This is a genomic window from Leifsonia sp. NPDC058292 (genome assembly GCF_042880955.1).
Lineage (GTDB): Bacteria > Actinomycetota > Actinomycetes > Actinomycetales > Microbacteriaceae > Leifsonia.
In genome coordinates, this window is sequence record NZ_JBHVYL010000017.1 from 15,530 (window position 1) to 41,918 (window position 26,389).

28 protein-coding genes are annotated in these 26,389 nt (G+C 68.2%); 7 read left to right on the forward strand and 21 right to left on the reverse strand.

All coding sequences use genetic code 11. The annotated features are described in order from the left end of the window. Nucleotides 1-48 precede the first annotated feature (48 nt). Nucleotides 49-417: a LysM peptidoglycan-binding domain-containing protein gene (locus ACFVWR_RS11055; protein ID WP_387211335.1), complete on the reverse strand. Its 369-nt coding sequence runs from the start codon at nucleotides 415-417 to the stop codon at nucleotides 49-51. Between the two features lie 264 nt (nucleotides 418-681). Between ACFVWR_RS11055 and lexA the strand changes: the two genes are divergently transcribed. Then, complete coding sequence (gene lexA / locus ACFVWR_RS11060; RefSeq protein WP_387211338.1) at nucleotides 682-1,371, forward strand: transcriptional repressor LexA; 690 nt, start codon at nucleotides 682-684, stop codon at nucleotides 1,369-1,371. On the opposite strand, the gene ACFVWR_RS11065 is transcribed toward lexA, so the two are convergent. The 4 genes from ACFVWR_RS11065 to hflX form a co-directional block, all read right to left on the reverse strand. Beyond that, complete coding sequence (locus ACFVWR_RS11065; RefSeq protein ID WP_387211341.1) at nucleotides 1,368-1,718, reverse strand: metallopeptidase family protein; 351 nt, start codon at nucleotides 1,716-1,718, stop codon at nucleotides 1,368-1,370. The two genes, lexA and ACFVWR_RS11065, sit on opposite strands and share 4 nt — an antisense overlap. Nucleotides 1,719-1,858: 140 nt before the next feature. Then, complete coding sequence (metE, locus tag ACFVWR_RS11070) at nucleotides 1,859-4,210, reverse strand: 5-methyltetrahydropteroyltriglutamate--homocysteine S-methyltransferase (RefSeq protein ID WP_387211343.1); 2,352 nt, start codon at nucleotides 4,208-4,210, stop codon at nucleotides 1,859-1,861. Next, on the reverse strand, nucleotides 4,207-5,169 hold the full coding sequence (locus ACFVWR_RS11075) for a methylenetetrahydrofolate reductase (RefSeq protein WP_387211346.1): 963 nt from the start codon (nucleotides 5,167-5,169) through the stop codon (nucleotides 4,207-4,209). The genes metE and ACFVWR_RS11075 overlap by 4 nt, the downstream gene beginning before the upstream one ends. A 252-nt stretch (nucleotides 5,170-5,421) precedes the next feature. Continuing rightward, nucleotides 5,422-6,951, reverse strand: coding sequence for a GTPase HflX (gene hflX / locus ACFVWR_RS11080; protein WP_387211349.1), 1,530 nt, complete (start codon nucleotides 6,949-6,951; stop codon nucleotides 5,422-5,424). A 71-nt stretch (nucleotides 6,952-7,022) separates the two neighbouring features. Between hflX and ACFVWR_RS11085 the strand changes: the two genes are divergently transcribed. After that, on the forward strand, nucleotides 7,023-7,637 hold the full coding sequence (locus ACFVWR_RS11085; RefSeq protein ID WP_387211352.1) for a class I SAM-dependent methyltransferase: 615 nt from the start codon (nucleotides 7,023-7,025) through the stop codon (nucleotides 7,635-7,637). Nucleotides 7,638-7,643: 6 nt separating this feature from the next. Here ACFVWR_RS11085 and dapF read toward each other — a convergent pair whose 3' ends face one another. The 13 genes from dapF to dapA form a co-directional block, all read right to left on the reverse strand. Continuing rightward, entirely contained in the window at nucleotides 7,644-8,525 is an 882-nt protein-coding gene (dapF, locus tag ACFVWR_RS11090; protein ID WP_387211355.1) for a diaminopimelate epimerase, read from the reverse strand. Nucleotides 8,526-8,527: 2 nt separating this feature from the next. Beyond that, on the reverse strand, nucleotides 8,528-9,430 hold the full coding sequence (gene miaA / locus ACFVWR_RS11095; RefSeq protein ID WP_387211506.1) for a tRNA (adenosine(37)-N6)-dimethylallyltransferase MiaA: 903 nt from the start codon (nucleotides 9,428-9,430) through the stop codon (nucleotides 8,528-8,530). Nucleotides 9,431-9,492: 62 nt separating this feature from the next. Further along, complete coding sequence (miaB, locus tag ACFVWR_RS11100; RefSeq protein ID WP_387211358.1) at nucleotides 9,493-11,103, reverse strand: tRNA (N6-isopentenyl adenosine(37)-C2)-methylthiotransferase MiaB; 1,611 nt, start codon at nucleotides 11,101-11,103, stop codon at nucleotides 9,493-9,495. A gap of 22 nt (nucleotides 11,104-11,125) precedes the next feature. After that, nucleotides 11,126-11,920, reverse strand: a complete 795-nt coding sequence (locus ACFVWR_RS11105; RefSeq protein ID WP_387211361.1) for a regulatory protein RecX — start codon at nucleotides 11,918-11,920, stop codon at nucleotides 11,126-11,128. Between the two features lie 44 nt (nucleotides 11,921-11,964). Further along, on the reverse strand, nucleotides 11,965-13,038 hold the full coding sequence (recA, locus tag ACFVWR_RS11110) for a recombinase RecA (RefSeq protein ID WP_387211364.1): 1,074 nt from the start codon (nucleotides 13,036-13,038) through the stop codon (nucleotides 11,965-11,967). Nucleotides 13,039-13,222: 184 nt separating this feature from the next. Further along, nucleotides 13,223-13,447, reverse strand: coding sequence for a DUF3046 domain-containing protein (locus ACFVWR_RS11115; RefSeq protein WP_387211367.1), 225 nt, complete (start codon nucleotides 13,445-13,447; stop codon nucleotides 13,223-13,225). A 102-nt stretch (nucleotides 13,448-13,549) separates the two neighbouring features. After that, nucleotides 13,550-13,861, reverse strand: a complete 312-nt coding sequence (locus tag ACFVWR_RS11120) for a helix-turn-helix domain-containing protein (RefSeq protein WP_387211370.1) — start codon at nucleotides 13,859-13,861, stop codon at nucleotides 13,550-13,552. 156 nt (nucleotides 13,862-14,017) lie between these two features. Then, entirely contained in the window at nucleotides 14,018-14,551 is a 534-nt protein-coding gene (locus tag ACFVWR_RS11125; protein WP_387211373.1) for a CinA family protein, read from the reverse strand. Next, the gene (pgsA, locus tag ACFVWR_RS11130) at nucleotides 14,538-15,161 is read right to left on the reverse strand and encodes a CDP-diacylglycerol--glycerol-3-phosphate 3-phosphatidyltransferase (RefSeq protein ID WP_387211376.1); all 624 of its coding nucleotides are present in this window, start codon (nucleotides 15,159-15,161) and stop codon (nucleotides 14,538-14,540) included. The genes ACFVWR_RS11125 and pgsA overlap by 14 nt, the downstream gene beginning before the upstream one ends. 5 nt (nucleotides 15,162-15,166) lie before the next feature. Further along, complete coding sequence (locus tag ACFVWR_RS11135; RefSeq protein ID WP_387211379.1) at nucleotides 15,167-18,001, reverse strand: DNA translocase FtsK 4TM domain-containing protein; 2,835 nt, start codon at nucleotides 17,999-18,001, stop codon at nucleotides 15,167-15,169. Nucleotides 18,002-18,061: 60 nt separating this feature from the next. Next, entirely contained in the window at nucleotides 18,062-18,553 is a 492-nt protein-coding gene (locus tag ACFVWR_RS11140) for a GNAT family N-acetyltransferase (protein WP_387211382.1), read from the reverse strand. A 52-nt stretch (nucleotides 18,554-18,605) separates the two neighbouring features. Next, entirely contained in the window at nucleotides 18,606-20,282 is a 1,677-nt protein-coding gene (locus ACFVWR_RS11145; RefSeq protein ID WP_387211385.1) for a ribonuclease J, read from the reverse strand. Nucleotides 20,283-20,352: 70 nt separating this feature from the next. Next, nucleotides 20,353-21,330, reverse strand: a complete 978-nt coding sequence (dapA, locus tag ACFVWR_RS11150; protein WP_387211388.1) for a 4-hydroxy-tetrahydrodipicolinate synthase — start codon at nucleotides 21,328-21,330, stop codon at nucleotides 20,353-20,355. Between the two features lie 84 nt (nucleotides 21,331-21,414). Here dapA and ACFVWR_RS11155 point away from each other — a divergent pair, with 84 nt between their 5' ends. From ACFVWR_RS11155 to ACFVWR_RS11170, 4 genes are all read left to right on the forward strand, one after another. Further along, nucleotides 21,415-21,858 (forward strand): TlpA family protein disulfide reductase, encoded by a 444-nt coding sequence (locus ACFVWR_RS11155; protein ID WP_387211391.1) that lies wholly within the window; start codon nucleotides 21,415-21,417, stop codon nucleotides 21,856-21,858. Beyond that, the gene (locus tag ACFVWR_RS11160; protein ID WP_387211394.1) at nucleotides 21,842-22,321 is read left to right on the forward strand and encodes a DUF4395 domain-containing protein; all 480 of its coding nucleotides are present in this window, start codon (nucleotides 21,842-21,844) and stop codon (nucleotides 22,319-22,321) included. The genes ACFVWR_RS11155 and ACFVWR_RS11160 overlap by 17 nt, the downstream gene beginning before the upstream one ends. Before the next feature lie 106 nt (nucleotides 22,322-22,427). Next, a complete protein-coding gene (locus ACFVWR_RS11165; RefSeq protein WP_387211397.1) occupies nucleotides 22,428-22,853 on the forward strand; it encodes an OsmC family protein in 426 nt (141 codons plus the stop codon). Nucleotides 22,854-22,856: 3 nt separating this feature from the next. Continuing rightward, nucleotides 22,857-23,747, forward strand: a complete 891-nt coding sequence (locus ACFVWR_RS11170; RefSeq protein WP_387211400.1) for a TIGR01777 family oxidoreductase — start codon at nucleotides 22,857-22,859, stop codon at nucleotides 23,745-23,747. A gap of 54 nt (nucleotides 23,748-23,801) precedes the next feature. Here the strand turns inward: ACFVWR_RS11170 and ACFVWR_RS11175 are convergent, their stop codons facing one another. After that, nucleotides 23,802-24,257, reverse strand: a complete 456-nt coding sequence (locus tag ACFVWR_RS11175) for a hypothetical protein (RefSeq protein WP_387211404.1) — start codon at nucleotides 24,255-24,257, stop codon at nucleotides 23,802-23,804. 40 nt (nucleotides 24,258-24,297) lie between these two features. Beyond that, nucleotides 24,298-25,080 (reverse strand): 4-hydroxy-tetrahydrodipicolinate reductase, encoded by a 783-nt coding sequence (gene dapB, locus ACFVWR_RS11180; protein ID WP_387211407.1) that lies wholly within the window; start codon nucleotides 25,078-25,080, stop codon nucleotides 24,298-24,300. Between the two features lie 70 nt (nucleotides 25,081-25,150). Between dapB and ACFVWR_RS11185 the strand changes: the two genes are divergently transcribed. Further along, entirely contained in the window at nucleotides 25,151-25,642 is a 492-nt protein-coding gene (locus ACFVWR_RS11185; RefSeq protein WP_387211410.1) for a GNAT family N-acetyltransferase, read from the forward strand. 131 nt (nucleotides 25,643-25,773) lie between these two features. Here the strand turns inward: ACFVWR_RS11185 and ACFVWR_RS11190 are convergent, their stop codons facing one another. Continuing rightward, nucleotides 25,774-26,376: a histidine phosphatase family protein gene (locus ACFVWR_RS11190; protein ID WP_387211413.1), complete on the reverse strand. Its 603-nt coding sequence runs from the start codon at nucleotides 26,374-26,376 to the stop codon at nucleotides 25,774-25,776. Nucleotides 26,377-26,389 lie beyond the last annotated feature (13 nt).

Here is a 26,389-nt window from a genome sequence, read left to right on the forward strand (position 1 = left end):
CGCAGCAGGCTGTGTTGCGACGGCCCCCACCTGCGCCGCGACTGCCTGTCAGCGCTCGTACTGCGCCGGGATGGCGAGGCGCTGACCGGGCGAGACCACGGCCGAATCGAGCTGGTTGAGCGACACGATGTCAGCGATGACATCGCGGGGGTCTGCCGTGGGCGCGACCTTCTCGGCGATGCTCCAGAGCGACTGGCCCGACTCCACCGTGACGTACTGGAACTGCACGCGGGCCTGATCGCCCGATGCCAACGCTCCACCGCCGTTGAGGGCGAAGAAGAGGGCGCCGACGATGAGCGGCACCGCGGCCAGAGTGGTGAGGACCGCGCGTCCGCGACGCGTGAGCCGCAGGTGCGTCGTGGCGCCTGCGGGGAATTCGACGGTGGATGACGACATCGTGACCGTTGCAGTGCTCATGGTCTTGACCTCCTAGAATTCCGCACCCGGTGCTTGGCCGGCGGACCGGATGCGAAGCTGTGTTCCGAATATATCTTCGAATGTTCGAAATCACAACCACGGTGTTCGAGGGAAAATCGCCCACGGATTCGAGACACGCTCGAACATATGTTTGTTTTACCTCTGCATCGTGGATACAGTTTCGATTGTCTGGAGTTCACTCAACCAGGCACCACCGACATTCGGACGGGCCGGATGCGTCAGGCGGGTCACGAAGGGACGACAGTGTCGAACGACAACCAGGCAGGGCGCGAGCGCGGGGGCACCCGACGGCGCAAGAGCCTGAGCGAGAAACAGCTCGCCATCCTCGAGGCCATCTCCCGTTCCGTCAGCCAGCGCGGCTATCCGCCGAGCATGCGGGAGATCGGCGACGCGGTCGGGCTCTCCTCCCTCTCCAGCGTCACCCACCAACTCAACCAGCTCGAGCTGAGCGGCTATCTGCGGCGCGATCCGAACCGGCCTCGGGCGCTCGAGATCCTCATCGACCTGCCCTCACCCACTGCGGAGACCACGGAGTTCGAGAGCCAGATTCCCGTCGGCGACGCCGCGATGGTCCCTCTCGTCGGCCGAATCGCGGCCGGCGTGCCGATCACCGCCGAGCAGCAGGTCGAAGAGGTCTACCCGCTTCCGCGGCAGCTCGTCGGCAACGGCGAACTCTTCATGCTGAAAGTGGTCGGCGAGTCGATGATCGACGCCGCCATCTGCGACGGCGACTGGGTGGTCGTGCGCACGCAGAACACGGCGGAGAACGGCGACATCGTCGCGGCCATGCTCGACGAGGAGGCGACAGTGAAGGTCTTCCGCCAGCGCGACGGACACACCTGGCTGCTCCCTCGCAACTCGAACTTCGAACCGATCCTCGGCGACTTCGCCCAGGTGCTCGGCAAGGTGGTCGCGGTTCTCCGCGCGGTCTAAGCCCAGCCGAGCTCCTGCAGGCGGGCGTCATCGAGCCCGAAGTAGTGGCCGATCTCGTGCACCAGGGTCACACGCACGCGGGCGCGGAGCTCATCCCGATCAGCACTGGCCCCGGCGAGATTGTTCTTGTACAGAGTGATGCGGTCGGGCAGCTCACCGAAGCCGTAGAAGCCTCGCCCGGTGAGCGGATGCCCGCTGTACAGACCGAACAGGCGCGGCCTCTCCCCCGGCGGCTGGTCCGCGACGAGCACCGCCACGTTCTGCAGCGGTGCGACCATGCCTTCCGGCAGCCCGTCGTAGACGGCTCCGACCATCGCTTCGAAGTCCTCGTCCGAGATCTCGACCATGACCACATCCTCGCCTAGCGCCGGAGATTTCGCGCGACGCGCGGGTGAAACGTCCGTCGCGCCGGAGTTCCGGGCCAGAGGGGCCCGGAACTCCGGCGCGGCGAGACAGGACAGGACAGGACAGGACAGGACAGGACAGGTCAGGCCGGCACGCCCGCCTTGGCGCGAACCGCACGGGTCGCCTCCAGGATGTTCTGCAGAGACGCGACGGTCTCGTCGTAGCCCCGCGTCTTCAGACCGCAGTCCGGGTTCACCCAGAGCTGTCGCCCCGGGATGGCTTCGAGCGCCGTCTCGAGAAGCTCGGTCACCTCGGCGACCGAGGGCACGCGCGGCGAGTGGATGTCGTAGACGCCCGGGCCGATGCCGTGTTCGAAGCCCGACGTCTGGATGTCGCGCACGACCTCCATCCGAGAGCGGGCGGCCTCGATGCTCGTCACATCCGCGTCCAGGTTGCGGATGGCATCGATGACGACCCCGAACTCGGAGTAGCAGAGGTGCGTGTGGATCTGCGTCTCGTCACGCACGCCCGCCGTGGCGAGACGGAACGAGGCCACCGACCAGTCGAGGTAGCCCGCGTGATCGGCGTTCTTGAGCGGCAGCAGCTCGCGCAACGCCGGCTCGTCGACCTGCACGATCCGGATGCCCGCGGCCTCCAGGTCGGCGATCTCGTCGCGGAGAGCCAGGGCCACCTGGCGCGCGGTGTCGCCGAGCGGCTGGTCGTCGCGAACGAACGACCAGGCGAGAATCGTGACCGGACCGGTGAGCATCCCCTTGACCGGCTTCGCCGTGAGGCTCTGCGTGTACGCCGACCAGTCGACGGTGATCGGCGCCGGCCGCGAGACGTCTCCCCAGAGGATCGACGGCCGCGTACAGCGGCTGCCGTACGACTGCACCCAACCGTTCTGCGTCACCGCGAAGCCGTCGAGGTTCTCGGCGAAGTACTGCACCATGTCGTTGCGCTCGGGCTCGCCGTGCACGATGACGTCGATGCCGATCTCCTCCTGGAGGTCGACGACGCGCTTGATCTCGGCCTGCATCCTGCCGAGGTAGTCGGCCTCGGTGATGAGCCCCTTCGCCAGCTGGGCGCGCGCACGGCGGATGTCGCCGGTCTGCGGAAACGACCCGATGGTCGTGGTGGGCAGGAAGGGCAGCCCGAGCGCGGTCTCCTGCGCCGCGAGCCTGTCGGCGTAGTCGCCGCGCGTGAAGTCGGATTCCGTGAGCGCCTCGGTGCGGTCGCGTACCGAGACGTCGCGCACGCCCGGCGCCGCGGCACGGTCGGCGAGGGCAGCGGATGCGGCGCTCAGCTCCTCCTGGATGGCCTCGTGGCCGTCCACCAGACCGCGGGCCAGCGTCGCGACCTGCGCGACCTTCTGGTCGGCGAACGCCAGCCAGCTCTTCAGCTGATCGCTCAGCGCGGGCTCGTCGTCGATGTCGTGCGGAACGTGCAGCAGGGAGGTCGATGTCGACACCGCGACATCGGGGCTGAGCGCGAGCAGCTCGGTCAGCTTTCCGAAGGCCGCTTCGAGGTCGCCGCGCCAGATGTTGTGGCCGTCGATCACGCCGCCGACGACCGTCTTGCCGGCGAGGGCGGATGCGGTCGCGGCGTCGAGTCCGGTCGGCGTCGCTCCGCGCACCAGGTCGAGGGAGAGGGCCTCCACGGGGGAAGCGGCCAGCACCGCAAGCGCGTCATCGAGACTGCCGTACGGAGCGGCCACGAAGATCCCGGGGCGAGCGTCGACGCCGCCGAGCGCTTCGTAGGCCGATGCGACGGCTGCCAGCACCGCCCCACGTTCCTCGTCGATGCTCTCGCTGACGAGCGCGGGCTCGTCGAGCTGCACCCACGGTGCGCCCGCCGCGCCCAGCCGCTGCAGCAGCTCGCGGTAGACGGGGAGCAGGTCGGCAAGGCGGGACAGCGGACGGAACCCCTCCGGCGCCTCGTCGCTCGCCTTGCTGAGCAGCAGGAACGTGACCGGGCCGACGATGACGGGGCGGGTGACGAATCCTGCCGCCTTGGCCTCCTCGAACTCGCGCACGATCCGGTCGGAGGCCAGCCGGAACGAGGTCTCCGGGCCGATCTCGGGAACGAGGTAGTGATAGTTGGAGTCGAACCACTTGGTCATCTCGAGCGGGGCGTTGTCGCCCTCGCCGCGGGCGATGGTGAAGTACCCGGCCAGGTCGACCGCTCCCTCCGCATCGGCGAGTCCGGCGAAGCGGGACGGGATCGCTCCCACCGTCACCGCCGCATCCAGCACCTGGTCGTAGTAGCTGAAGCTCTCCGGAATGGACGAGTCGTCGCGTCCCAGACCGAGCGAAGCCAGTCGTTCCCGGGTGGCGGCGCGCAGCTCGGCGGCGGTCGTCTCCAGCACGTCCGCGGTGATCGCTCCGGCCCAGAAGCTCTCGACGGCCTTCTTCAGCTCGCGGCGGCGTCCGATCCGGGGGTACCCGATGATCGTGCCGACCGGGAAGGCGGGCCGGGTGGTGGTGTCGCTCATGCGTGTTCCCTTTCGGTGGTGAGACTGTCCGTGGTGCCGGCGGACAGGAGTCCGGTGCGCTCGAGAACGGCGAGGACCGCCTCGTGCTGGTTGAACGTGTAGAGGTGGATGCCCGGGGCGCCCCCGTCGAGGAGCGTGCGCGCGAAGTCGGTCGCCCAGGCGATCCCGATCTCGCGCTGGCCCTCTTCAGTCGGCTCGATCTCCAGCTGGATGGCGAGGTCGCTCGGCAGGTCCTCGCCGCTCAGCTCGAGCATCCGCCGCAGCCTGGCCGGGCTGGTGACCGGCATGATGCCGGGCAGGATCGGGAAGAGCACACCCGCGTCCTTGGCCTTCTGCGCGAAGCTGAGGTAGTCCTCCGGGTGGAAGAACAGCTGGGTGATGCCGAGATTCGCACCCGCGGCCTGTTTGGCGAGAAGGGTGTCGATGTCCTGGCTCACCGAGTGCGAGGTCGGGTGACCGTTCGGAAACGCGGCGACCGCGATCTGAACGTGCTCCCGGCTCGAGAGCACCGCGCTCGCGTCGAGGCCGGGCACCGAGAGCTCGCTGTACGGCTCCCGTTCGGCCTGAACGCGATGGATGAGCTGCACCAGTTCGGCCGAGCTGCGCACTTCGCCGAGACCGGTCTCACCCGGGGCGGCGTCCGCGGGCGGATCGCCCCGCACGGCCAGAAAGCTCCGGATGCCCGCGTCGAGAAACTCGCGGATCAGCAGGTTGGTCTCCGCGTGCGACGATCCGACGCACGTAAGGTGCGCCATCGGGCTCACGTTCGTGTTGTCGAGGATGTATCGCAGCAGTTCGAGGGACGACGAGCGCGATGAGCCGTTGGCGCCGTACGTCACAGAGATGAAGTCAGGGTGGGTGGCGGCGAGCCTGTCGATCGTCGCCGGCAGCGCCGAGGCTGCGGCCGCGGTGCGGGGCGGATACAGCTCGAAGGAGAACCGCGCGGTGTTCCAGCTCATGGCGTCCTCTTCGGATGGTGTGACGGATCACAGCCCGTGTCGGCCGCGCCCGTCCCGGTCAGGGTCAGGACCCTGCTCTCACAGGGTGTTCGCGGGCGGGTGCCGGGCTCGGCTGTCGCACCACCGAGCGGTTCAGCGCTTCGGTTGACTGGAAATCTAGCAACGAAGAAGGCCGGACGGAACACTGTGTGTCGGCATATGACACACGTGCTCCGCCCGGCCTTGGTCGGGTTGTCTGCGCTGGCCGGCAGGCTAGCTGGTCGGCGCGACCGCGAACGCCTCGAACACCGACTCGTACTCGGGCTGGATGCGCGCCCTGACGCGGGTGCCGTCCTCGACGTACTCGGTGCTCAGCACTCGACCGCGCTCGTGCAGAGCGGAGATCAGGTCGCCCCGGTCGTACGGGACCTCGAGCTCGATCTCGATCGACGTGTCCGGCAGCAGCCGGGCGATCGCGGCGAGCACCTCGTCGATGCCCTCGCCCGTGCGGGCGGAGGCGAAGATCGCTCCCGGCTCCAGCCCTCGCAGCACGAGACGGTCGTCGGGCGCGATGAGATCGGCCTTGTTGAACACGACGATCTCGGGAAGGTCTCGTGCACCGACCTCACCGATCACGTCTCGTACGGTCGCGAGCTGGCTCGCGGGGTCGGGGTGCGACCCGTCGACCACGTGCACGATCACATCCGAGTCGGCGACCTCTTCCAGCGTCGAGCGGAAAGCCTCGACCAGCTGGTGCGGGAGGTTTCTTACGAATCCGACCGTGTCCGCGAGCGTGTAGAGCCGGCCGTCCGCCGTCACCGACTTGCGCACGGTCGAGTCGAGCGTCGCGAACAGCGCGTTCTCGACGAGCACGCCCGCCTTGGTGATGCGGTTGAGCAGGCTCGACTTGCCCGCGTTCGTGTATCCGGCGATCGCGACCGAGGGTACCGAGTTGCGGCGGCGGTTGGCACGCTTGGCCTCGCGCGCCGGTTTGAAGCCGACGATCTGCTTGCGCAGTTTAGCCATCCGGGTGTGGATGCGCCGCCTGTCGAGCTCGATCTTCGTCTCACCCGGTCCGCGCGAGCCCATGCCCGCGCCCGTGCCGCCCACCTGGCCACCGGCCTGGCGCGACATCGACTCACCCCAGCCACGCAGACGCGGCAGCAGGTATTCGAGCTGCGCCAGCTCGACCTGCGCCTTGCCCTCGCGGCTCTTGGCGTGCTGGCTGAAGATGTCGAGGATCACGGCGGTGCGGTCGATGACCTTCACGCGCACCACGTCTTCGAGAGCACGACGCTGGCTCGGGGCCAGCTCCGTGTCAGCGATGACGGTGTCCGCGCCGAGGGCGGCGACGATACCGGCGAGTTCCTGCGCCTTGCCCTTGCCGAGGTAGGTGCTGGCGTCGGGATGCGGCCGGCGCTGCAGCAGGCCGTCCAGCACCGAGGCGCCGGCGGTTTCGGCCAGGGCGGCGAGTTCTCGCATCGAGTTCTCGGCATCCTGCAGGCTGCCCTGCGAGTAGATGCCGATCAGCACGACGTTCTCGAGCCTCAGCTGCCGGTACTCGACCTCGGTGACGTCCTGGAGCTCGGTCGACAGCCCGGCGACGCGACGCAGCGCTGCGCGCTCCTCGCGGTCGAACTGTTCACCGTCGTGCCCGGCGTCGTCGACGCTGTCGGTCTGCAGTGCCTGAGCACCGCGTCCGAACAGGGCGACACCGGCGTGCGTGTCGGCGTTCGCGAGCACCCGCGCCACGACATCGACGTCGCCGGCTTCGGTCTCGGTTTGTGAAAATCGTTCGTTCATTCGTTGTCCTGCATCCGGGCAAATCCTATCCGGGTTGGCCCTAGTTCGTTCGTGTCCTGTACGGTCCTGTTATGGCCAGCGGAGATCACTACTTTTCCTCGGCGCCCGAGAGCGAGCTGAAGCTCCGGCCGTTCACCGTCCGCCTCGCTGGACAGACGTACGATCTGACGACCGCGAACGGCATCTTCAGCCCCGAGCGCATCGATTCGGGTACGAGAGTGCTCCTCGACCATGTCCCCTCGGCTCCGCCCGGGGGTCAGCTTCTCGACCTCGGTTGCGGCTGGGGGCCCCTGGCTCTCACACTTGCTCTCGAATCCCCTCACGCGACCGTCTGGGCCGTCGATGTCAATACCCGGGCGCTGGATGTGGTGCGCAGAAATGCGCAGAAGCTCGGGCTCACTAATGTAAACACATCCTTGCCCGAAGATGTTCCTGATGACGTGACTTTTACGACCATCTGGTCGAATCCGCCCATCCGGGTCGGCAAGAACGAGCTGCACAACCTCCTGCAGAAGTGGCTGCCGCGCCTGGAGCGGGGTTCGGATGCCTGGCTCGTCGTGCAGCGCAATCTGGGCTCGGACTCGCTGCACCGCTGGATCCAGGCGACGATGCCCGAGTTGACCACCACTCGCGCGGCCACGTCCAAGGGCTACCGCGTGCTGCGTTCCCGCCGTTCCGCAGACTGACCGCGACTACGCCAGGTCGATGACGCCGGTGTAGACGAGCTCGGCGGGGCCGGAGAGCGCGACGTGCTCGCCGTCTTCGGTCGGGAACATCCGCACGGCGAGGGTGCCACCGGAAACCTCGACGCGCCACTGGTTCGGCGCGCCCGGCCCCGCCCAGTGGCGCACCGCCAATGCGGCGGCCGCCGTTCCGGTGCCGCACGAGAGCGTCTCACCGCTGCCCCGCTCGTGCACCCGCATCCGGATGCGCCCGACTCCGTCTTTCACGAGGGGCTCACGCGGAACGACGAACTCGACGTTCGCTCCCGCCTCCGGCGCCGGCTCCAGGTGCGGGATGTAGGTGAGATCGGCGGCATCGAGCTCATCGTCGTCGGCCACGGCCACCACGACGTGCGGATTTCCGACGTCGATGCCCAGACCGGGACGAGCCACGGGCAGCTCCTTCGCGCGCACCAGTGGCTCCCCACCGTCCAGCGCCCAGCGGCCGAGGTCGACTTGGAAGCCCGTCAGGGTGCGTTGCACGTCGCGAACGCCGCCGCGCGTTCCGATGGCGAGCGTGTCGCCGTCGGCGAGCTGCACCAGGCCGCTCTCGATCAGGAACCGCACGTACACCCGGATGCCGTTGCCGCACATCTCGGCAACCGAACCGTCGGCGTTCGAGTAGTCCATGAACCACTCGGCCGACTCGTCTTCGGCGAGAGCCTCCAGGCCTGCAGGCAGGTGCTTCGAGCGCACCGCGCGGATGATCCCGTCGGCTCCGACGCCGAAGTGCCGGTCGCAGATGGCGGCGATCTGAGTCGGGGTGAGGTCGACGAGCCCGTCCGGGTCGGCGAACAGCACGAAGTCGTTGCCGGTGCCGTGACCCTTGGTGAAGTGCAGCGTTGTCGCCATGCTCACAGCCTATCGAGCGTCACCGAGGCGGACTGCGGGTCGGCGTAGTCGAGCCAGTGGATGCCCGGGTAGCGCTTGAACCAACTCACCTGACGCCGAGCGTAGCGACGGGTCAGTTGTTGCGTCTGAGCGATCGCCTCGGCCCGGCTCAGCTCACCCCTCAGCTCTGCGATAGCCTGCGCATAGCCGATGGCGCGACGAGCGGTCACGCCGCGATCGAGACCGAGCGGCAGCAGCCGGGCGACCTCGTCGAGGAGCCCGGACTCCCACATCCTTTCCACCCGCGCGTCGAGCCGCGCGGTCAGTTCGTCGCGAGGAGCCGCCAGCCCGATCACGGTGACGGGGCGCCAGGGCCGTGGCTCATCGGGAAGCGTGCCGCTCACCGGGCGCCCCGTCAGCCCGACCACTTCGAGCGCCCGCACCAGACGGCGACCGTTGCTCGATCCGATGTTGGCGGCCGCGGCCGGGTCGATCTCCTTCAGCCGCTGGTAGAGCAGGCCGGGACCGTGTGCGGTCAGGTCGGACTCGAGCTGTTCCCGAAGCTCCGGGTCGGTTCCCGGAAACTGGAAGTCGAAGATCACACTCGACACGTAGAGTCCTGAGCCGCCCACCAGGATGGGCACAGCGCCACGCTCGATGATGCCGTCGATCGCGGCACGAGCTTCGGGCTGGTAGCCGGCCACGGTGGCCTCGTCGGTCACGTCAAGCACATCGAACAGGTGGTGAGGGATGCTCCGCCACTCGCCCGGAGCGAGCTTGGCGGTTCCGATGTCCATGCCCCGGTAGAGCTGCATCGCGTCGGCGTTCACGATCTCGGCCTCACGGCCGGAAGCGCGCAGCCGTTCTGCGACAGCGAGGGACAGATCGGTCTTTCCGGTTCCGGTCGCCCCGACGATGGCGAGGATGCGTGTTTCCGCACCAGGCCGTTCGGGATCGCCTGCGGTGCCTTCGCGCGGCTGCCGCTCGGTCAGCGCTGGCCGTCCGTCGGGTCGTAGATGGGCATCGTGCCCACGCCGGGTGCCATCAGCGGCTCGCCGGCGCGCAAGGTCGGCAGGCCGAGCGAGACGCGCCCCGCGCCGTTGCCGGCGACGGAGCCCGCGGGCACGGGCACCCCGCAGGATGCCGCTTCGGCGCGGTCCCACGCGTCGCCCGCGACCGTGCGCCGAATCGTGAGCGGCGCGCCGTCGAGCGAGTCGGCGATCAGGTGGAAGGGCGCCGCGCGAGTCACCGTGACCGTGACGACGTCGCCCGGCCGGGGCAGGTCGGAGCCCGCCGGAACGTCGAAGTGCACCAGACGGCTGTCGCGCGCGCGTCCGCTCAGACGATGCGTGTCGGCGTCTTTGCGCCCCTCGCCGTTGGCGACGAGCAGTTCGACCTGGCGGCCGATGACCTTCTCGTTCTCTTCGAGGGAGATGCGCTCCTGCAGAGCGACGAGGCGCTCGTACCTCTCCTGCACGACCTCTTTCGGCACCTGGTCGGCCATGGTGGCCGCCGGTGTGCCCGGTCGGATCGAGTACTGGAAGGTGAACGCCGAGGCGAACCGCGCCGCCTCGACGACGCGAAGCGTCTCTTGGAAGTCTTCTTCGGTCTCGCCCGGGAAGCCGACGATGATGTCGGTGCTGATGGCGGCATCCGGCATCTTCGCTCGAACGCGGTCGAGGATTCCGAGGAACTTCGTCGAACGGTAGGAGCGGCGCATGGCTTTCAGGATGCGGTCGGAGCCCGACTGCAGCGGCATGTGCAGCTGAGGCATCACCGATTCGGTCTCGGCCATCGCATCGATCACGTCATCGGTGAAGGCGGCCGGATGCGGGCTGGTGAAGCGGATGCGCTCGAGCCCCTTCATCTCGCCAGCGGCGCGGAGCAGCTTGCTGAACGCCTGACGGTCGCCGAACTCGACGCCGTAGGAGTTGACGTTCTGGCCGAGCAGCGTGACCTCGATCGCTCCGTCGTCGACGAGAGCCTGCACCTCGGCGAGGATCTCGCCCGGGCGGCGGTCTTTCTCTTTGCCGCGCAGCGAAGGCACGATGCAGAACGTGCAGGTGTTGTTGCACCCGACGGAGATGGACACCCAGCCGCTGTAGCTGGAGTCGCGCTTGGTGGGAAGGGTGGAGGGGAACGTCTCGAGAGCCTCGAGGATCTCGATCTCGGCGGCGTCGTTGTGCCGCGCGCGTTCGAGCAGGCTCGGCAGCGAACCCATGTTGTGCGTTCCGAAGACCACGTCGACCCAGGGAGCCTTCTCGAGGATGACGTTCTTGTCTTTCTGGGCGAGGCAGCCGCCGACGGCGATCTGCATTCCCTCGTGACGCTTCTTCACCGAGGCCAGGTGCCCCAGGTTGCCGTAGAGCTTGTTGTCGGCGTTCTCGCGCACGGCGCAGGTGTTGATGACGACGATGTCGGCCTCAGCTCCGTTCGCGGGCACATAGCCCGCGGCCTCGAGCGATCCGCTCAGCCGCTCGGAGTCGTGCACGTTCATCTGGCAGCCGTACGTACGGACCTCGTAGGTGCGGGCCTGGCCGCGCGAATCGACCGCGGCGGTCGATGGCAGGATGATTCTGCGCTCTTCCGTGATGCTCATAGTGCGACTAGTTTACGGCGGGCTACTGGAAGCGAACACCGCGCTTGCCACGGCTGGCGAACGCGGCATCCATCGCCTGACGCACGACGCCGGAATTGTAGCCTTTTCGCGCGAGGAACCCGTGGAGCCTGCGCTTGACCGTCTCGTCGTCGTAGCTGGAGAGCTGGCCGATGCGCTTGACGGCGAGTTCGATGGCCCGCTCCAGCTCATCGTCGTCGGCGATCTCTTCGAGCGCCTCGTCGATGATGACGGGATCGATGTGCCGCCGCTTGAGCTCTTGCGCGATGGCGGAACGACCGAGCCCTTTGCGCGTGTGGTTGGTGTAGACGAGAGTCACGGCCAGCGCCGCGTCGTCGAGCAACCCGACGCTCTCGAGCCTGTCGAGCTCGGCCTTCGCGATCTCAGGCTCGATCTCCCTCTTGGCGAGAACCTGTTCCAGCTCCCACCGGGACATGCCCCGGCGCGCGAGCTGATGCACTGACACGTTGGATGCTCGCTTGACGGCCTTCTCGGCAGTACCGGTCTCGAAAGCTCCGGTGTCGGCGGCGCCGGTCTCCGGGGAGCCGAGCCCCACCGCGCCGGCCTCGGCGGTCTCGAGTCCAGCGTCCGACGCTCCGGCGCCGGGGAAGGCCACCGCCGGACGGTGGACCTGCCGCGTGGAGGGATGGTCGCGCATCGGGTGCTCGCGCATCCCCGCGCCGCGTGACGAACCGGCGCGACGCGCGTCGCTCAGATTCGTCACGGGCGCCAGGCGGGCGTCGGACGACGAGTCTGCGCTCGTCGGCCCGTCACTCGGAAGCTCAGGCGGAAAACTCACCACGCGGCGTTCCTCCTTCTCACTTCGATCACGGCCGATGGGAGCTAGGCGCCCTTGCGGGCCTTCAGCTTCTCTTCGATGGAGTCGATGTTGTCGGCCGGGGCCTCGACCGCGTTCGGGTCGGCATGGATACCGAGCTTCACGAGGATCTTGTTCTCGATCTCCAGCGCGATGTCGGGGTTGGAGATCAGGAAGTTGCGCGAGTTCTCCTTACCCTGCCCGAGCTGGTCGCCCTCGTAGGTGTACCAGGCGCCCGACTTCTTGACGATGGCGTGCTCGACGCCGAAGTCGATGAGGCTGCCTTCGCGCGAGATGCCGACGCCGTAGAGGATGTCGAACTCGGCCTGCTTGAAGGGCGGCGCCATCTTGTTCTTGACCACCTTGACGCGCGTACGGTTGCCGACCGCCTCGGTGCCGTCTTTCAGAGTCTCGATGCGGCGGATGTCGAGACGCACCGAGGCGTAGAACTTGAGCGCCTTACCGCCGGCGGTGGTCTCGGGGCTGCCGAAGAACACGCCGATCTTCTCGCGCAACTGGTTGATGAAGATCATGGTCGTGTTGGTCTGGCTGAGCCCACCGGTGAGCTTGCGGAGCGCCTGCGACATGAGGCGGGCCTGAAGTCCGACGTGGGAGTCACCCATCTCGCCCTCGATCTCGGCGCGCGGCACGAGGGCCGCCACGGAGTCGATGACGATGAGGTCGATGGAGCCGCTTCGCACCAGCATGTCTGCGATCTCGAGCGCCTGCTCACCGGTGTCGGGCTGAGACACGAGGAGCGCGTCGATGTCGACACCGAGCTTGCGGGCGTATTCGGGGTCGAGCGCGTGCTCGGCGTCGATGAAGGCCGCGATGCCGCCCGCACGCTGCGCGTTGGCGATGGCGTGGAGGGTCAGCGTGGTCTTACCCGACGACTCCGGGCCGTAGATCTCCACGATGCGGCCGCGGGGAAGACCGCCGATGCCGAGCGCGACATCCAGTGCGATCGAACCGGTCGGAACGACCTCGACGGGCGCCCGCTCGTCGCTGCCCAGTCGCATGACCGAGCCCTTGCCAAACTGACGGTCGATCTGCGCAAGGGCAGTCTCGAGAGCCTTCTCACGATCGGCGGCTGATGGCATTGCGGTTCTCCTTCTTCGGCTTCACTAACGAGTCCGACTGTACGCGGGGGCACTGACACCCGACGCGGGACGATCATCTTCTGTGGACAACCCGTTTTCGATTGCCGTTGTGGAGGAGCCTAACAACATCCGAACATATCTTCGAGTGTTCGTATCCGGCGTGTCGTGGAGCTGACGCCGCCGTTCAGCGCTTCGGCGCCGGCTTTCCCGCGCCGTACCAGTGCGACGGCGGAACGCCCGTCTCGCGGCAGAGCGCGAGCCACACATCCCGCGTCGGCAGTCCATCGTCGATCGCCTGCTGGGCCGTGCGGCCACCGAGCTCGCCGAGCACGAGGTCGACCATCAGGGAGCGGCCGTACTGCGTGCCGAACTCGTCGGCGACGGCGCGCTGGAACTCACTCAACTTCATGGATCACCTCGGGGTTCACGATATCGGCGAAGGGGGGCAGACGAAGAAGACGCCCCGGTGCTCCGGGGCGTCTTATTGGTGAGTCTGATCGACCCGCTGGTGTCAGCGGGCGACGAGATCCGCGTCCATGGCGGCCACGAACTCGTCGGGAACGGTGTCGGGGATGATGGGCTCGATGCCCTCGAGCACGGCGAGCCTGTCGCCGACCTCGCGCATGATGACCGAGATCGGGGTGTCCAGTGCGTCGGCGACCGATGCGAGGATCTCGCTCGACGCCTCCTTCTGGCCCCGCTCGACCTCGCTCAGGTAGCCGAGAGCCACGCTGGCCTTGCTCGCGACCTGCCGGAGCGTGCGCCCTTTCTGCAGGCGGAAGTCCCTGAGCACGTCGCCGATTTCCTGACGTACAAGAATCATTGGAGCCTCCTTCTTCTACCCTGCCGCTTACCTGGTACTTCGATAATGGATGCCAACACTACACGCATCTTTTCGTCAACGATAATGAGCACGACTGGGCTTTTCTTGTGAATGCACGATGTGTAACAGACTCGAAACAGCCTGTATTCCCGAGCGTCATGTCGCGTCGATTCCGACCTCTCGTGCAAGCTCCCGAATCGCCCTCAGCACGACCTGTCGCCGGATCGACGCACGGGAACCGCTGAGCGCCAGAGCCACCACGCGTGCGCCCGACCGGGTCGCGATGCCGACGTACACGGTGCCGACGGGCTGCCCGCCCTGGGGGTCGGGCCCGGCGACCCCGGTCGTCGAGAGCCCGATGTCGGCTGCCCGGCCGTCGACGGCGAGCCGCTCCCGCACGCCGGTGGCGAGCTGGGCGGCGACCTCGGGATGCACCGGCCCCACCTCGGCGAGGAGTTCGGCATCCACACCGAGAAGGCTGTGCTTGAGCGCGGTGGCGTAGACGACGGTGCCGCCGAGCACCACGGCCGAGGCGCCCGGAACCCTGGTCAATTCAGCGGTGAGCTCTCCCCCGGTCAGCGACTCCGCCGCGGCGACGGTGAGCCCGTCGGCCGCGAGGCGCCTGACGACGGCCGCCGTGAGATCGTCGACCTCTGCCGCTGGGCCACCACCCGGTTCAGACGGCGACACGCTTCGCCTTCCGGCCTTTCCAGGCCTGCCAGAGGTAGTCCGCACCCGTGACCACGGTGAGCACGACGGCCAGGGTCATGGCGATGCCGTTGACCCAGTGCACCCAGTCGCCGAACAGCGTCCAGAGCGGGAAGAGCGCGAGGCTGATCGCGACCGACTGCACGATCGTCTTCAGCTTGCCGCCGCGGGATGCCGCGATGACGCCCTGCTTGATCACGACGAAGCGGTAGACCGTGATGCCGACCTCGCGCACCAGGATGACGACCGTGACCCACCAGGGCAGCTCGCCGAGGATGGAGAGCGCGATGAGGGCACCGCCCGTCAGCACCTTGTCGGCGATGGGGTCGAGCAGTTTTCCGAGCTCGGTCACAAGGTTGTTGCGACGCGCGATCGCCCCGTCGACGCCGTCGGTGGCGATGGCGAGCACGAACAGCACGGCAGCGGCCCAGCGCAGCCAGGTGTCCGCTCCGGCGTCGGCCAGCAGCATCCACACGAACAGGGGGGCGAGCAGGATGCGCACCACCGTGATGATGTTCGGCACGTTCCAGTTGCTCACGGCACGGGGTGTGCCCCCTGCCATCGAGGGCGGGGGCGCGTCGGGCACCGACATGCGGTCTACTCCCTGTCGGTCAGCTGCCAGGCGTCTTCGTTCGAGTCGCCTTCCACCTCAGGATAGCCCTCGGTCATCCGCGCTACGGGGTCTCCCGCGTACTGGTCGCCGCCGTGGTCGGGCGAGGCCGCAGGGGGCGCCGCCGAGGCGGCGGCGGGCCCGGCTGCACCGGCCGAAGCGGACGGGCTGTCCTCGCCCCGCAGCTTGGCCAGTACGGCAGGCAGCTGTTCGACCGTGGCGAGCACATCCCTGGCCTTCGAGCCTTCGGAGGGGCCGACGATCTCGCGCGATTCGAGCAGGTCCATGAGACGCCCGGCCTTCGCGAATCCGACGCGCAGCTTGCGCTGGAGCATCGAGGTCGACCCGAACTGCGTCGACACGACCAGTTCGGCCGCAGCGAGCAGCAGCTCCAGGTCGTCGCCGATGTCGGCGTCGATCTGCTTGTGCTCGGCGGGCGCCGCCACATCTTGACGGTATTCGGGCTGCGCCTGTCGCGTGACGTGGTCGACGACCTTCTGGATCTCCGCCTCGTTCACCCAGGCGCCCTGCACGCGCACGGCCTTCGACGCGCCCATCGGGAGGAAGAGGGCGTCACCCTGCCCGATGAGCTTGTCGGCGCCCGGCTGGTCGAGGATGACGCGGGAGTCGGTGACGCTCGTCACCGCGAACGCGAGCCGCGACGGCACGTTCGCCTTGATGAGGCCCGTGACGACGTCGACCGACGGGCGCTGCGTGGCGAGCACCAGATGGATGCCCGACGCACGAGCGAGCTGCGTGATGCGCACGATCGAGTCCTCGACGTCGCGCGGCGCAACCATCATGAGGTCGGCGAGCTCGTCGACCACCACGAGCAGATACGGGTACGGCTTGAGCTTGCGCTCACTGCCCGCCGGCAGCACTATCTCCTCGTTGACGACGGCTTTGTTGAAGTCGTCGATGTGGCGGAAGCCGAAGCTCGCCAGATCGTCGTAGCGCATGTCCATCTCTTTCACGACCCACTGCAGCGCTTCCGCCGCCTTCTTCGGATTCGTGATGATGGGGGTGATGAGGTGCGGCACGCCGGCGTAGATGGTGAGCTCGACGCGCTTCGGGTCGATCAGCACCATCCGCACGTCCGACGGCTTCGCCCGCATGAGCAGGCTGGTGATCATCGAGTTGACGAAGCTCGACTTTCCCGAGCCGGTCGAACCGGCCACCAGGAGGTGAGGCATCTTGGCCAGGTTGGCGACCACGAACCCGCCGCCGACGTCTTTGCCGACGCCGATGGTCATCGGGTGCACGCTCTTCGTGGCGGCCGCAGAGCGCAGCACGTCGCCGAGTGACACGATCTCACGGTCGGTGTTCGGGATCTCGACGCCGATCGCGCTCTTGCCCGGGATGGGAGAGAGGATGCGCACCTCGTTCGAGGCGACCGCGTACGACAGGTTCTTGCTGAGCGCCGTGACGCGCTCCACCTTCACTCCGGGGCCGAGCTCGATCTCGTACTGCGTGACCGTCGGCCCGCGCGAGTATCCGGTGACCTTGGCGTCGACGCCGAACTGATCGAGCACCTCGGTGATCGAGGTGACGATGTCTTCGTTGGCGGCCGAGCGCGTCTTCGCCGGGGTTCCCGCCGACAGCATCATGGGCGTCGGAAGCCGGTAGGGAGCGGTGGGGAGGTCGGAGGCGACGGGCGGAACGGCGTTCTCGTCGAAGTCGGCGGCGCCGGGTGTGAATCCCGGGAGCACGCCCGGGGCGCCGGCGAACCCGGCAGCGGGGGCCACCGGCGGAACGGCAGCCGGCAGGCCGGTGCCGAGCGCGACCTCGCCGGTGAAGCGTTTGACCGCATCCTCGGCCAGAGCGAGCTCGCTGAGCACCTCGGTGTTGTAGTGGTCACTCGACGGATCGGGCTCGAGGGCGGTCGCGAACTCGCCTTTGCCGCGCGCCGGCTTGTCGCCGAAGACCTCCGTGACGCTGTCTGAGATGACCGGTGAATCGTAGGCCGGGTCTTCTTCGCGCTGGGACTTGTTGCGACGCCACCAGGGGAGGTTGGTCTCGGCGTCGGGGTCTTCGTCGATCCCGTCGAGCTCGACCTGCTGGGTCTTGGCCTCTTTCGCGGCCTGACGCTCCTCCTCGGTCGGCAACTGCGCCCCGAAGAGATACGCGTAGAGCTCGCGAACGCGAACGCCGACCTTGTTCGGCGGCGTCTTGGTGATGATGAACAGGCTGAGCACCAGCAGCACGATGATCACGGCTGCGGCGCCGTACGGCGTGATGACGAGCGACAGCGGGGCCGCGAGCAGCCAGCCGAGCACTCCCCCGGCTTCGGCGAGCTTCGCCATGCCGTCGCTCGGCGACGGGTGCCCGCTGAACAGGTGGCAGAGACCCGAGACCGTCAGCAACAGGATGGAGAGCCCGATGCCGATGCGCGTGTTGTCGTGCACGGAGCTCGGATGCCGGAACAGCCACGCGGCGAACAGCACCATGATCACGGGGAGCGCGAAGGCCACGCGGCCGAACAGACCGCCGAACGTCCACGCATCCAGCGTGCGCGCGATCTCGTCGTTGATCAGGAACCACTCCACGATGGCGCCCGCGATCGCCAGCAGCACGAGGAAGAAGGGGAAGCCGTCGCGGCGTTCCTCCTTCTCGAACTTCTCGGGACCGAGGGCGCGGAACGCGGCGCCGGTGAGGTGTGCCAAGCCCATCCAGGCCTTGGCGAACGGATTCTGTGCAGCGCCGGCCGCCGGGTAGGCGACCGTCTTCTGGGCCGCCGTCTTGCTCGCCGGCTTGCGCGCGGTCGAACCCCCGCGGCCGGAGGTGTTCCGGGCGCGCGATGTCGACTTGGTGCTCGTAGCCATGGACTACACGGTACTTCCAGCCTCCGGCATCGCGCGTCTACCGCGCTGATTGCACGAAAATCAGTGAACGGCCCGCACCATCGTGTCGGAGTTCTCCCCCGACTCGACGGTGACGTATCCCTCACTGATGTAGAGGCGTTGCGCGAAGTTCGCCCGCTCGACGCTGAGGCTCACCCGCGCGTGGCCCGCGAGCGACGCCTGCCGCGCGACCGCCTGCAGGAGCGCCCGGCCGACACCTCGCGCCCGCCACTGGGCGTTCACGCCGAGGGTGAGCTCGGGAACGCCCGTCGCGACGAAACCGTAGCCCGGCGCGTTCGCGGCGAACAGGCGGCCCCAGCAGGCACCGATCGGCGCGCCGTTCGCGTCGACGGCCACCGAGCCGAAGTCGCCCGGTCGCGGCCAGCCGGCGACGTACCGCGAGACCTTCGGGTCTTCCATCACCGCTATCCGCGGGCGAGCGGCGGCGACGTTCCAGTTCGCCGCCTCGACGAGCATGTCGCCGAGAAAGCGCGCATCCTCGCTCGTCGCGGCGCGGATGTGGAAGTCGCTCATGTCGAGACGCTACCGGATCGGGTGTTTCGCGCGGGTTTCGATGTCGGGGCGATCACGCCTCGATCACGAGCGGCACGATCATCGGACGGCGCCGGTAGCTTGTGTTCACCCAGCGGCCGACCGTTCGGCGCACGACCTGCGCGAGAGCGTGCGGGTCGCGCACCCCGTTGTGGGCCGCATCCGCGAGCGCCGAGGCGATCTTGGGCTTGACGGCGTCGAACACCTTGTCGTCCTCCGCGAAACCGCGGGCGTGGATCTCCGGACCGGTGACGATCCGCCCCGTCGCGGCCTCGACGACGACGATGATCGAGATGAAGCCCTCTTCGCCGAGGATGCGGCGGTCTTTGAGATCGGCATCCGTGATCTCGCCGACGCTCGAGCCATCGACGTAGACGAAGCCGATGTCGAGCTGACCGACCACCCGTGCCACACCGGCCCGCAGGTCGATGACGGTGCCGTCTTCGGCGAGGATCGTGTTCTCGACGGGAACACCGGTGTCGATGGCGAGCTTGGCGTTGGCCACGAGGTGGCGGTATTCGCCGTGCACCGGCATCACGTTCTTGGGCTTCAGGATGTTGTAGCAGTAGAGCAGCTCGCCGGCGGCCGCGTGGCCGGAGACGTGCACCTTCGCGTTGCCCTTGTGCACCACGTTGGCGCCGAGCTTCGTCAGCCCGTCGATCACCCGGTACACGGCGTTCTCGTTGCCCGGGATCAGGCTCGAGGCGAGGATCACGGTGTCGCCCGGGCCGACCTCGATCTGGTGATCGAGGTTCGCCATGCGTGCGAGCACGGCCATCGGCTCGCCCTGCGATCCCGTCGACATGTAGACGATCTCGTCGTCGGGCAGGTCGGCGGCCTTCTTGTAGTCGATCAGCACGCCCTCCGGCACCTTCAGGTAGCCGAGGTCCGCGGCGATGCCCATGTTGCGCACCATCGACCGGCCGAGCAGGGCGACGCGGCGGCCGTTCGCCGCGGCGGCGTCGAGCACCTGCTGCACGCGGTGCACGTGGCTGGAGAAGCTGGCCACGATCACACGGCGCGGTGCGCGAGCGATCACGTTGTCGAGCACCGGGCCGATGGAGCGCTCGAGCGGGGTGAACCCGGGAACGTCGGCGTTGGTGGAGTCGGCCATGAACAGGTCGACGCCTTTCTCGCCGAGACGCGCGAACGCGCGCAGGTCGGTGATGCGGTCGTCGAGCGGCAGCTGGTCCATCTTGAAGTCGCCGGTGTGCAACACGACGCCCGCGGGGGTGGTGATCGCGACGGCGAGCGCATCCGGAATGGAGTGGTTGACGGCGACGAACTCGAGGTCGAACGGGCCGAGCTTCTCGGTCTCGCCCTCTTTCACCGTCAGGCTGTACGGCTGGATGCGGTGCTCCTTGAGCTTCGCCTCCACCAGCGCGAGCGTGAGGCCCGAGCCGATGAGAGGGATGTCCGCCCGCAGCCTCAGCAGGTAGGGCACGGCGCCGATGTGGTCTTCGTGGCCGTGGGTGAGCACGACGCCGACGATGTCGTCGAGGCGATCCCGCACCGGCGCGAAGTCCGGCAGGATCAGGTCGACGCCGGGCTGGTTCTCTTCGGGGAAGAGCACGCCGCAGTCGACGATGAGGATCTTGCCCTCGTATTCGAACACGGTCATGTTGCGACCGATCTCACCGAGACCGCCGGTGGGGATGATCCTCAGCGTTCCCGGTTCGAGGGCTGGTGGATCGGAGACGAGATTGGGCATGTGCCCTCCTAGCTCGGTACAGGGGCGCCGGAGCGCCGGTTGGGGTTCGGACCGTGCAGTGGCACGGCCCCTAGCGTGTGGTCCCGGCGATCTTCGGCAGCGCGCCACCGGCTGCTGCGTTGCGATCGGGCCGGAAGTTGGAGAAGTCGACGCCGGGGATGTTCTTGACCAGGTCGAGTTCGTCTTCGATCTGGGCGGCTTCCCACTCCTCGGGGCCGACGAGGGGCAGACGCACACGAGGGCTGGCGATGCGGCCGAGCCCGTGCAGGATGTACTTGGCCGCCACCGTGCCGGGCACGTGCGTCATGACGGCGCGCACGAGCGGCTCGAGCTGCTGGTGCGCCGCGGTCGCCGTCTTCAGGTCGCCGGCGTTGACCGCATCCACGATCTGCCGGTAGGGGCGAGCCGCGATGTTGGCTGTCACGCCGATGAGCCCGGTCGCGCCGATCGCGAGGTGCGGGAGCACGTTCGCGTCGTCGCCGGAGAAGTACAGCAGATCGGTCTGGTTGAGAACCCGGCTGACCTCGCTGAAATCGCCCTTGGCGTCTTTGATCGCGAGCACGTTGGGGTGCTTCGCGATGCGCAGGATCGTCTCGTATCTGATCGGAACGCCCGTGCGGCCGGGGATGTCGTACAGGATGACCGGCAGATCGGTGGAGTCCGCGATCATCCGGAAATGGGTGAGGATGCCCGCCTGCGTCGGCTTGTTGTAATAAGGGGTGACGATCATCACACCGTCGGCGCCGGCCTTCTCGCTCTGCTGGTAGAGCTGGATGGCGTGGGCCGTCTCGTTCGAGCCGCCCCCGGTGATGATCTTCGCGCGACCGGCGGCGACGTCTTTTCCGACCTCGACGAGACGCAGTTTCTCCTGGTCGGTGAGGGTCGAGGTCTCCCCCGTCGTTCCGGTGACGACGATGCCGTCCGCGCCGTTCACGATGACGTCGTCGATGTGCTTCTCCACGCCTGTCCAGTCCACTTCGCCATCGGCGGTGAACGGGGTGACCAGAGCGACGAGCACCTGGCCGAACGGGTTCGAGGAGTTCGACATGGCACCAGGCTATCGGGTCGGGCCCGTAACCTTCAGTCACACTCCTCGCCGACCACCCCTCGCTCCGCGTATGGTCGCCGCATCATGAACACTCTGGCCGCGGGAGCTCTGCTGCTCGGAGTCGTCGTCGTCGCGACGGCGATCGGGCTCCTCTGGCGCGCGCGCACCGGTCGTGTGCGCGCGAGCACGGCCGGCGAGACCGTTCGGCCGGCCGAGGTCGGCGCGGCCGGGTTCGGTAGCGGCGCGACCCTGCTGCAGTTCTCGACCGAGTTCTGCGCTCCGTGCCGCAGCACAGCGCGGGTGTTGGGCGGCATCGGCGCCGAGCGTGACGGCGTCGAGCACGTCGAGATCGACCTCACGAACCGTCCGGACCTCGCCAAGCGGTTCGGCATCCTGCAGACCCCCACCACGCTCGTGCTCGACGGACGGGGCACGGTCCGCGCTCGCATCGGCGGCGCCGCCAGACCCGCCGAGGTGCGAGCGGCCATCGAAGACCTTCTCGGGAGCAACCATGTCCGCACCGTCTGACACCTCGACCGGGATCGATCCGCGATCACCGCGGTTCGGCGCCGGGATCACCGCCGTGCTTCTCCTCGTCGACCTGTTCCTCGGGCTCGTCGGAGCCACGACAGCCGCGTTCTGGCTGCTGCTGGCCATCGCCGCGCTCTTCGCGTGGGGCGCGTTCGCGGGGATCAAGCGGCATCCGTACGGCGTGATCTTCCGCACGCTCATCCGGCCGCGACTGGCTGCGCCGACCGAGCGGGAGGATGCCGCGCCGCCGACGTTCGCGCAGGGTGTCGGCCTGGTCGTGACCGGGCTCGGGCTGCTCCTGCACCTCCTCGGGGTCCCGTTCGTGCTGCCGATCGCTGCGGCGCTCGCCTTCGTCGCCGCCTTCCTCAACTCGGTGTTCGGCTACTGCCTGGGCTGCCAGATCTACCTGCTGCTGGTGCGTGCGGGCATCATCCGCCGCCGTGGCCCGGCCACGGCCTGACCCGTTCCCGGGAATCCTCCGAGCGCCCCACCCGGTGTCGGAGAGCGCCAGTAGGCTTGGTGGACCGTCGCTCGAAACGGTCGGCGACGACGAACGGGAGGTCTTCATGGCGGTCACGAGCGAAGCGACAACGGTCTGGAACGGCGACCTCAAATCAGGCTCGGGCACGGTCGCTCTCGAGTCGTCCCACGCCGGTTCGTTCCCGGTCTCCTGGAAGGCGCGCTCCGAGGGCTCGTCCGAGGTCACGACCCCCGAAGAACTGCTCGGGGCCGCCCACTCGGCGTGCTTCTCGATGGCGTTCTCGAACATCCTGAGCGCGTTCGGCAGCGTGCCGGAGAGCGTGCAGACCAGCGCTGCGGTCACGTTCGACCCCGCCGAAGGCATCACCGGTAGCCACCTCGTCGTGAACGCGCGCGTGCCCGGCATCAGCGAAGAAGACTTCCAGCGCTTGGCCGAAGAGGCCAAGGCGACGTGCCCGGTCTCGCGGGCGCTCGTCGGCATCCCGATCACCCTCCAAGCCACGCTGGGCTGATCCGTGCAGGTGCTCATCGCCGGCGCCTCGGGCATGATCGGCTCCGAGCTCACCGCGCAACTCGAGGCGGCGGGACACGACGTCCTCCGGCTGGTGCGGCGCGAGCCGGCGACGAGCACCGAGTTCCACTGGTCGCCGAGCGGCCGGATCGTCGACGTCGCGCTGATGGACAGAGCCGACGCGGTCGTCAACCTGTCCGGCGCATCCCTCAGCCGCCTGCCCTGGACCAAGAGCTACGAGCGCAAGATCCTGTCGTCGCGTCTCGACGCCACGCACACGCTCACTGACGCGATGAGGATGGCGAAGAACCCGCCCGCGGTCTTCGTGAGCGGCTCGGCGGTGGGATTCTACGGCGATCGGCCCGGCCAGAAGCTCACCGAGGCGGCGATCAAAGGAACCGGCTTTCTGTCGGATGTGGTCGAAGCGTGGGAGACGGCGGCGCACCTCGCTCCCGTGAAGACGCGGGTCGTCACGATCCGAACCGGCGTGGTCATCGGCCGCGGTGGAGCGATGAAGCCCCTGTTGCCGCTCGGCAGGCTGGGGCTTCTCGGGCCGATCGGCGGCGGCGGCCAGCACTGGCCGTGGGTGAGCCTGCACGACGAGGCTGCTGCGACCGTGCACTTGCTCACCTCGAAGCTGACCGGCCCGGTCAACGTGGTCGGGCCGACCCCGGCCACCGCCGATGCCGTGCTGAGAGCGCTCGCGCACGCGCTGCACCGCCCGTACGGCATCCCTCTCCCCGAGAAGGTCGTCGAGCTGGCCCTGCAGAACGCCGGACACGAACTGCTGCTGTCAAGCCAGAAGGTCGTGCCGCAGAAGCTCACCGACGACGGCTTCGTCTTTCAGGACGTGACCGTGCAGGAGGCGATGAACCGCCTCGTCGCGCACCGCTGACGGCGCAGAGCGCGGTCGGCGCAGAGCGCGGTCGGCGCAGAGCGCGGTCGCCGGTCAGTGCTGCGTGCGCTCGTCGGCGCGGAAGAGCCGAATCGACTCGTGCAAGGCCGATCGCGCGCGGCGACGATCGCCCGACGCGTCGTAGGCGAGCCCGAGGCGGAACCAGGCGCGCCAGCTCTGCGGCTCCGACTCGACCTCGGCCTTGTACCGGGGGAAGTCCTCGTCGGCGGCGTCGCGGAGTGGGCGGCCGCTCGCGCGATGGGGCAGGTTCTCCACCGGCAGTCCGCCCTCGGCGTCGAGGAGCTTCACGAGCTTCTCGGTGCGAGCGCCGAACAGCAACTCACGCCCGATGGCCCAGGCGGCGATGAGCGGAAGCACGAGCAGGGCCACACCCATCCCGATCGCGATGGGAACGCCTGTTGCCATCAGCATCACGGCCCGCTGGAACACGAGCACCAGGTAGATGGCGAGGATAGCCGCCATGACGATCGCTGCGATGCGGTTCTTCATGCGGGCGCGTCCAGCTCGGAGCGCTGTGCGAGCACGACGCTCACGCGGTCTCGCGCACGGTGCGGCGGGGCGGGTCGCCCTTCGGCTCTTCGATGCCGAGGTCGATGAGCTTGTCCAGACCGACCGTGACGCCGGTGGCCGAGGCGGCGGCCCGTAGAGCGAGCATGATGCCGGTCTCGTACGATTCCGAACCCACGGTGTCGTGACGGATGGTCAGCGTCTCGCCGGTGCCGCCGAAGACGACCTGCTGCTGGGCCACGATGCCGCGCATCCTGAGGCTGTGGATGGGCACGCTCGCCACCTGCTGCCCTCGCGCGCGCTGATCGGTGTGCGGCGCATCCACCGGGCCCCTCTCCGCGCGCGCGGCGCCGATCAGCTCGGCCGTGCGCACCGCGGTGCCCGACGGCGAGTCGACCTTGCCCTCGCCGTGCGCCTCGATGATCTCGATCGAATCGAAGAATCTCGCCGCCACAGTGGCGAACGCCGTGCCGAGCGCCGAACCGAGGGAGAAATTGGGGATGACCACGGCGCCGCTCGTCTCGTTCTTCGCCACACGGCGCTCGAGGTCGAGGATGCGGTCGGCCGACCATCCGGAGGTTCCGACGAGCACCTTCATGCCGTTGTCCACGGCGAACGCGACGATGTCGGGGCTCACGGCCGGCAGCGTCATGTCGACGAGCACGTCGGCGCCCAGCATCTCCTCGAGCGACGAGGCCGACCCGAGGCGGGCGACGAGTTCGAGATCGTCCGCCTGCTCGATCAGCCGCACGGCCACCGAGCCCAGCTTTCCTGTCGCACCAGCGACGGCAACGCGAATAGTCACCCGACCAATCTACCCGCCGCGCGCTGCGCGAATCCTCCGACCTCCGTCGCTCACGAACTACCCTGGAGGGATGGTGTCATTTGCGGATGTGGCGGTCACCGATGCGGCGGCTCACAGGATGCTCGCCGCCTATTTCGCCGAGCGCGCCGCCGGCTTTCCGGCCGCGCAGGGCGCTTACCGCACGACGTTCCCCGACCCGTCGCAGTTCGTGCCGCCGGCGGGCGTGTTCCTCCTCGCCTACGACGAAGACAGTGAGGCAGGTTGCGGCGGAGTGCGCGAGCTGCGCGTTCCCTTCGCCGACGCCGATCCGGATGCGCCGATCGTGCGGTACGAGATCAAGCACCTCTGGGTGTCCCCCGAACACCGCGGGCTCGGGCTCGGACGCGCCATCCTCACCGAGCTCGAACATCGCGCGCGCGGCTTCGGCGCCACGGAGGTCGTGCTCGACACGAATTCGAGCCTTGAGGCGGCCGCTGGTCTCTACCGCAGTCACGGCTACGTCGACATCCAGCCGTACAACGACAATCCGAACGCAACGGACTGGTTCCGCAAGGCGCTCTGACCGCTACCGCCGGGCGAGTGTGGCCAGTCCGGTCGAGAGTGGCACCCCTACCGGTCGGTTTCGACCGGAACCGGCACACTGGGCGCGAACAGCCACACCCGAATCGAGGTCGGTGCCGGGGTGCCAGCGCGCTAGACGGGCTGCAGTTCGGGGAGACCGGTGCGGAGCTCGACGGGCAGGTGCCCGAGGTCGTTGTGCACGACCAGCACCGGCGGCTTCGCCGAGCGCACGCGGATGATGGTGAGCCCGCAATTGGCCTGGTTGAGCCCGAGCCAACGCCACTCCGGTGCGTCGAACACGTGCCGCACGAACCAGCCGATCACGAAGTTGTGCGTCACCAGCAGGTCGTGGCGGTCGCCGCGGGCCGGCGTGAGGAACTCGTCGACCGCATCCCCCATCTGAGCGCGGCCCGCCTCGATCTCGGCCTCGGTGACGGCGCCGAAGAACGACTCGAACGCCCTCGGCATGTCGGGTGTCGGACCCGATGGGATGCAGTCGAACAGCAGGCTCGACGGCTCCGGGGTGAGCGCCGGCATCCGCTCGGCCATGATCGAAGCCGTCTCAGCGGCCCGGTTGAGCGGGGAATGGTACATCGCGGTGAACGGGATGCCGCTCAGTCGTTCGGCGATCAGCTGCGCCTGCCGCTTGCCGCGCGGCGACAAGGGGCCGTCGGGGAGTCCGTGTTCGGCATCCTGCTGCTCGCCGTGGCGAACGAGGTAGAGGTAGTGGGGCACGGGCGGGCCTTTC

Bases quoted from the DNA above. Each gene is read 5' to 3' on its own strand.
- ACFVWR_RS11055 (WP_387211335.1), bottom strand. From the start codon at position 417: ATGAGCACTGCAACGGTCACGATGTCGTCATCCACCGTCGAATTCCCC.
- ACFVWR_RS11065 (WP_387211341.1), bottom strand. From the start codon at position 1,718: ATGGTCGAGATCTCGGACGAGGACTTCGAAGCGATGGTCGGAGCCGTC.
- metE (WP_387211343.1), bottom strand. From the start codon at position 4,210: ATGAGCGACACCACCACCCGGCCCGCCTTCCCGGTCGGCACGATCATC.
- ACFVWR_RS11075 (WP_387211346.1), bottom strand. From the start codon at position 5,169: ATGAGCTGGAACACCGCGCGGTTCTCCTTCGAGCTGTATCCGCCCCGC.
- hflX (WP_387211349.1), bottom strand. From the start codon at position 6,951: ATGAACGAACGATTTTCACAAACCGAGACCGAAGCCGGCGACGTCGAT.
- ACFVWR_RS11085 (WP_387211352.1), top strand. From the start codon at position 7,023: ATGGCCAGCGGAGATCACTACTTTTCCTCGGCGCCCGAGAGCGAGCTG.
- dapF (WP_387211355.1), bottom strand. From the start codon at position 8,525: ATGGCGACAACGCTGCACTTCACCAAGGGTCACGGCACCGGCAACGAC.
- miaB (WP_387211358.1), bottom strand. From the start codon at position 11,103: ATGAGCATCACGGAAGAGCGCAGAATCATCCTGCCATCGACCGCCGCG.
- recA (WP_387211364.1), bottom strand. From the start codon at position 13,038: ATGCCATCAGCCGCCGATCGTGAGAAGGCTCTCGAGACTGCCCTTGCG.
- ACFVWR_RS11115 (WP_387211367.1), bottom strand. From the start codon at position 13,447: ATGAAGTTGAGTGAGTTCCAGCGCGCCGTCGCCGACGAGTTCGGCACG.
- ACFVWR_RS11120 (WP_387211370.1), bottom strand. From the start codon at position 13,861: ATGATTCTTGTACGTCAGGAAATCGGCGACGTGCTCAGGGACTTCCGC.
- pgsA (WP_387211376.1), bottom strand. From the start codon at position 15,161: ATGTCGGTGCCCGACGCGCCCCCGCCCTCGATGGCAGGGGGCACACCC.
- ACFVWR_RS11135 (WP_387211379.1), bottom strand. From the start codon at position 18,001: ATGGCTACGAGCACCAAGTCGACATCGCGCGCCCGGAACACCTCCGGC.
- ACFVWR_RS11140 (WP_387211382.1), bottom strand. From the start codon at position 18,553: ATGAGCGACTTCCACATCCGCGCCGCGACGAGCGAGGATGCGCGCTTT.
- ACFVWR_RS11145 (WP_387211385.1), bottom strand. From the start codon at position 20,282: ATGCCCAATCTCGTCTCCGATCCACCAGCCCTCGAACCGGGAACGCTG.
- dapA (WP_387211388.1), bottom strand. From the start codon at position 21,330: ATGTCGAACTCCTCGAACCCGTTCGGCCAGGTGCTCGTCGCTCTGGTC.
- ACFVWR_RS11155 (WP_387211391.1), top strand. From the start codon at position 21,415: ATGAACACTCTGGCCGCGGGAGCTCTGCTGCTCGGAGTCGTCGTCGTC.
- ACFVWR_RS11160 (WP_387211394.1), top strand. From the start codon at position 21,842: ATGTCCGCACCGTCTGACACCTCGACCGGGATCGATCCGCGATCACCG.
- ACFVWR_RS11165 (WP_387211397.1), top strand. From the start codon at position 22,428: ATGGCGGTCACGAGCGAAGCGACAACGGTCTGGAACGGCGACCTCAAA.
- ACFVWR_RS11175 (WP_387211404.1), bottom strand. From the start codon at position 24,257: ATGAAGAACCGCATCGCAGCGATCGTCATGGCGGCTATCCTCGCCATC.
- ACFVWR_RS11185 (WP_387211410.1), top strand. From the start codon at position 25,151: ATGGTGTCATTTGCGGATGTGGCGGTCACCGATGCGGCGGCTCACAGG.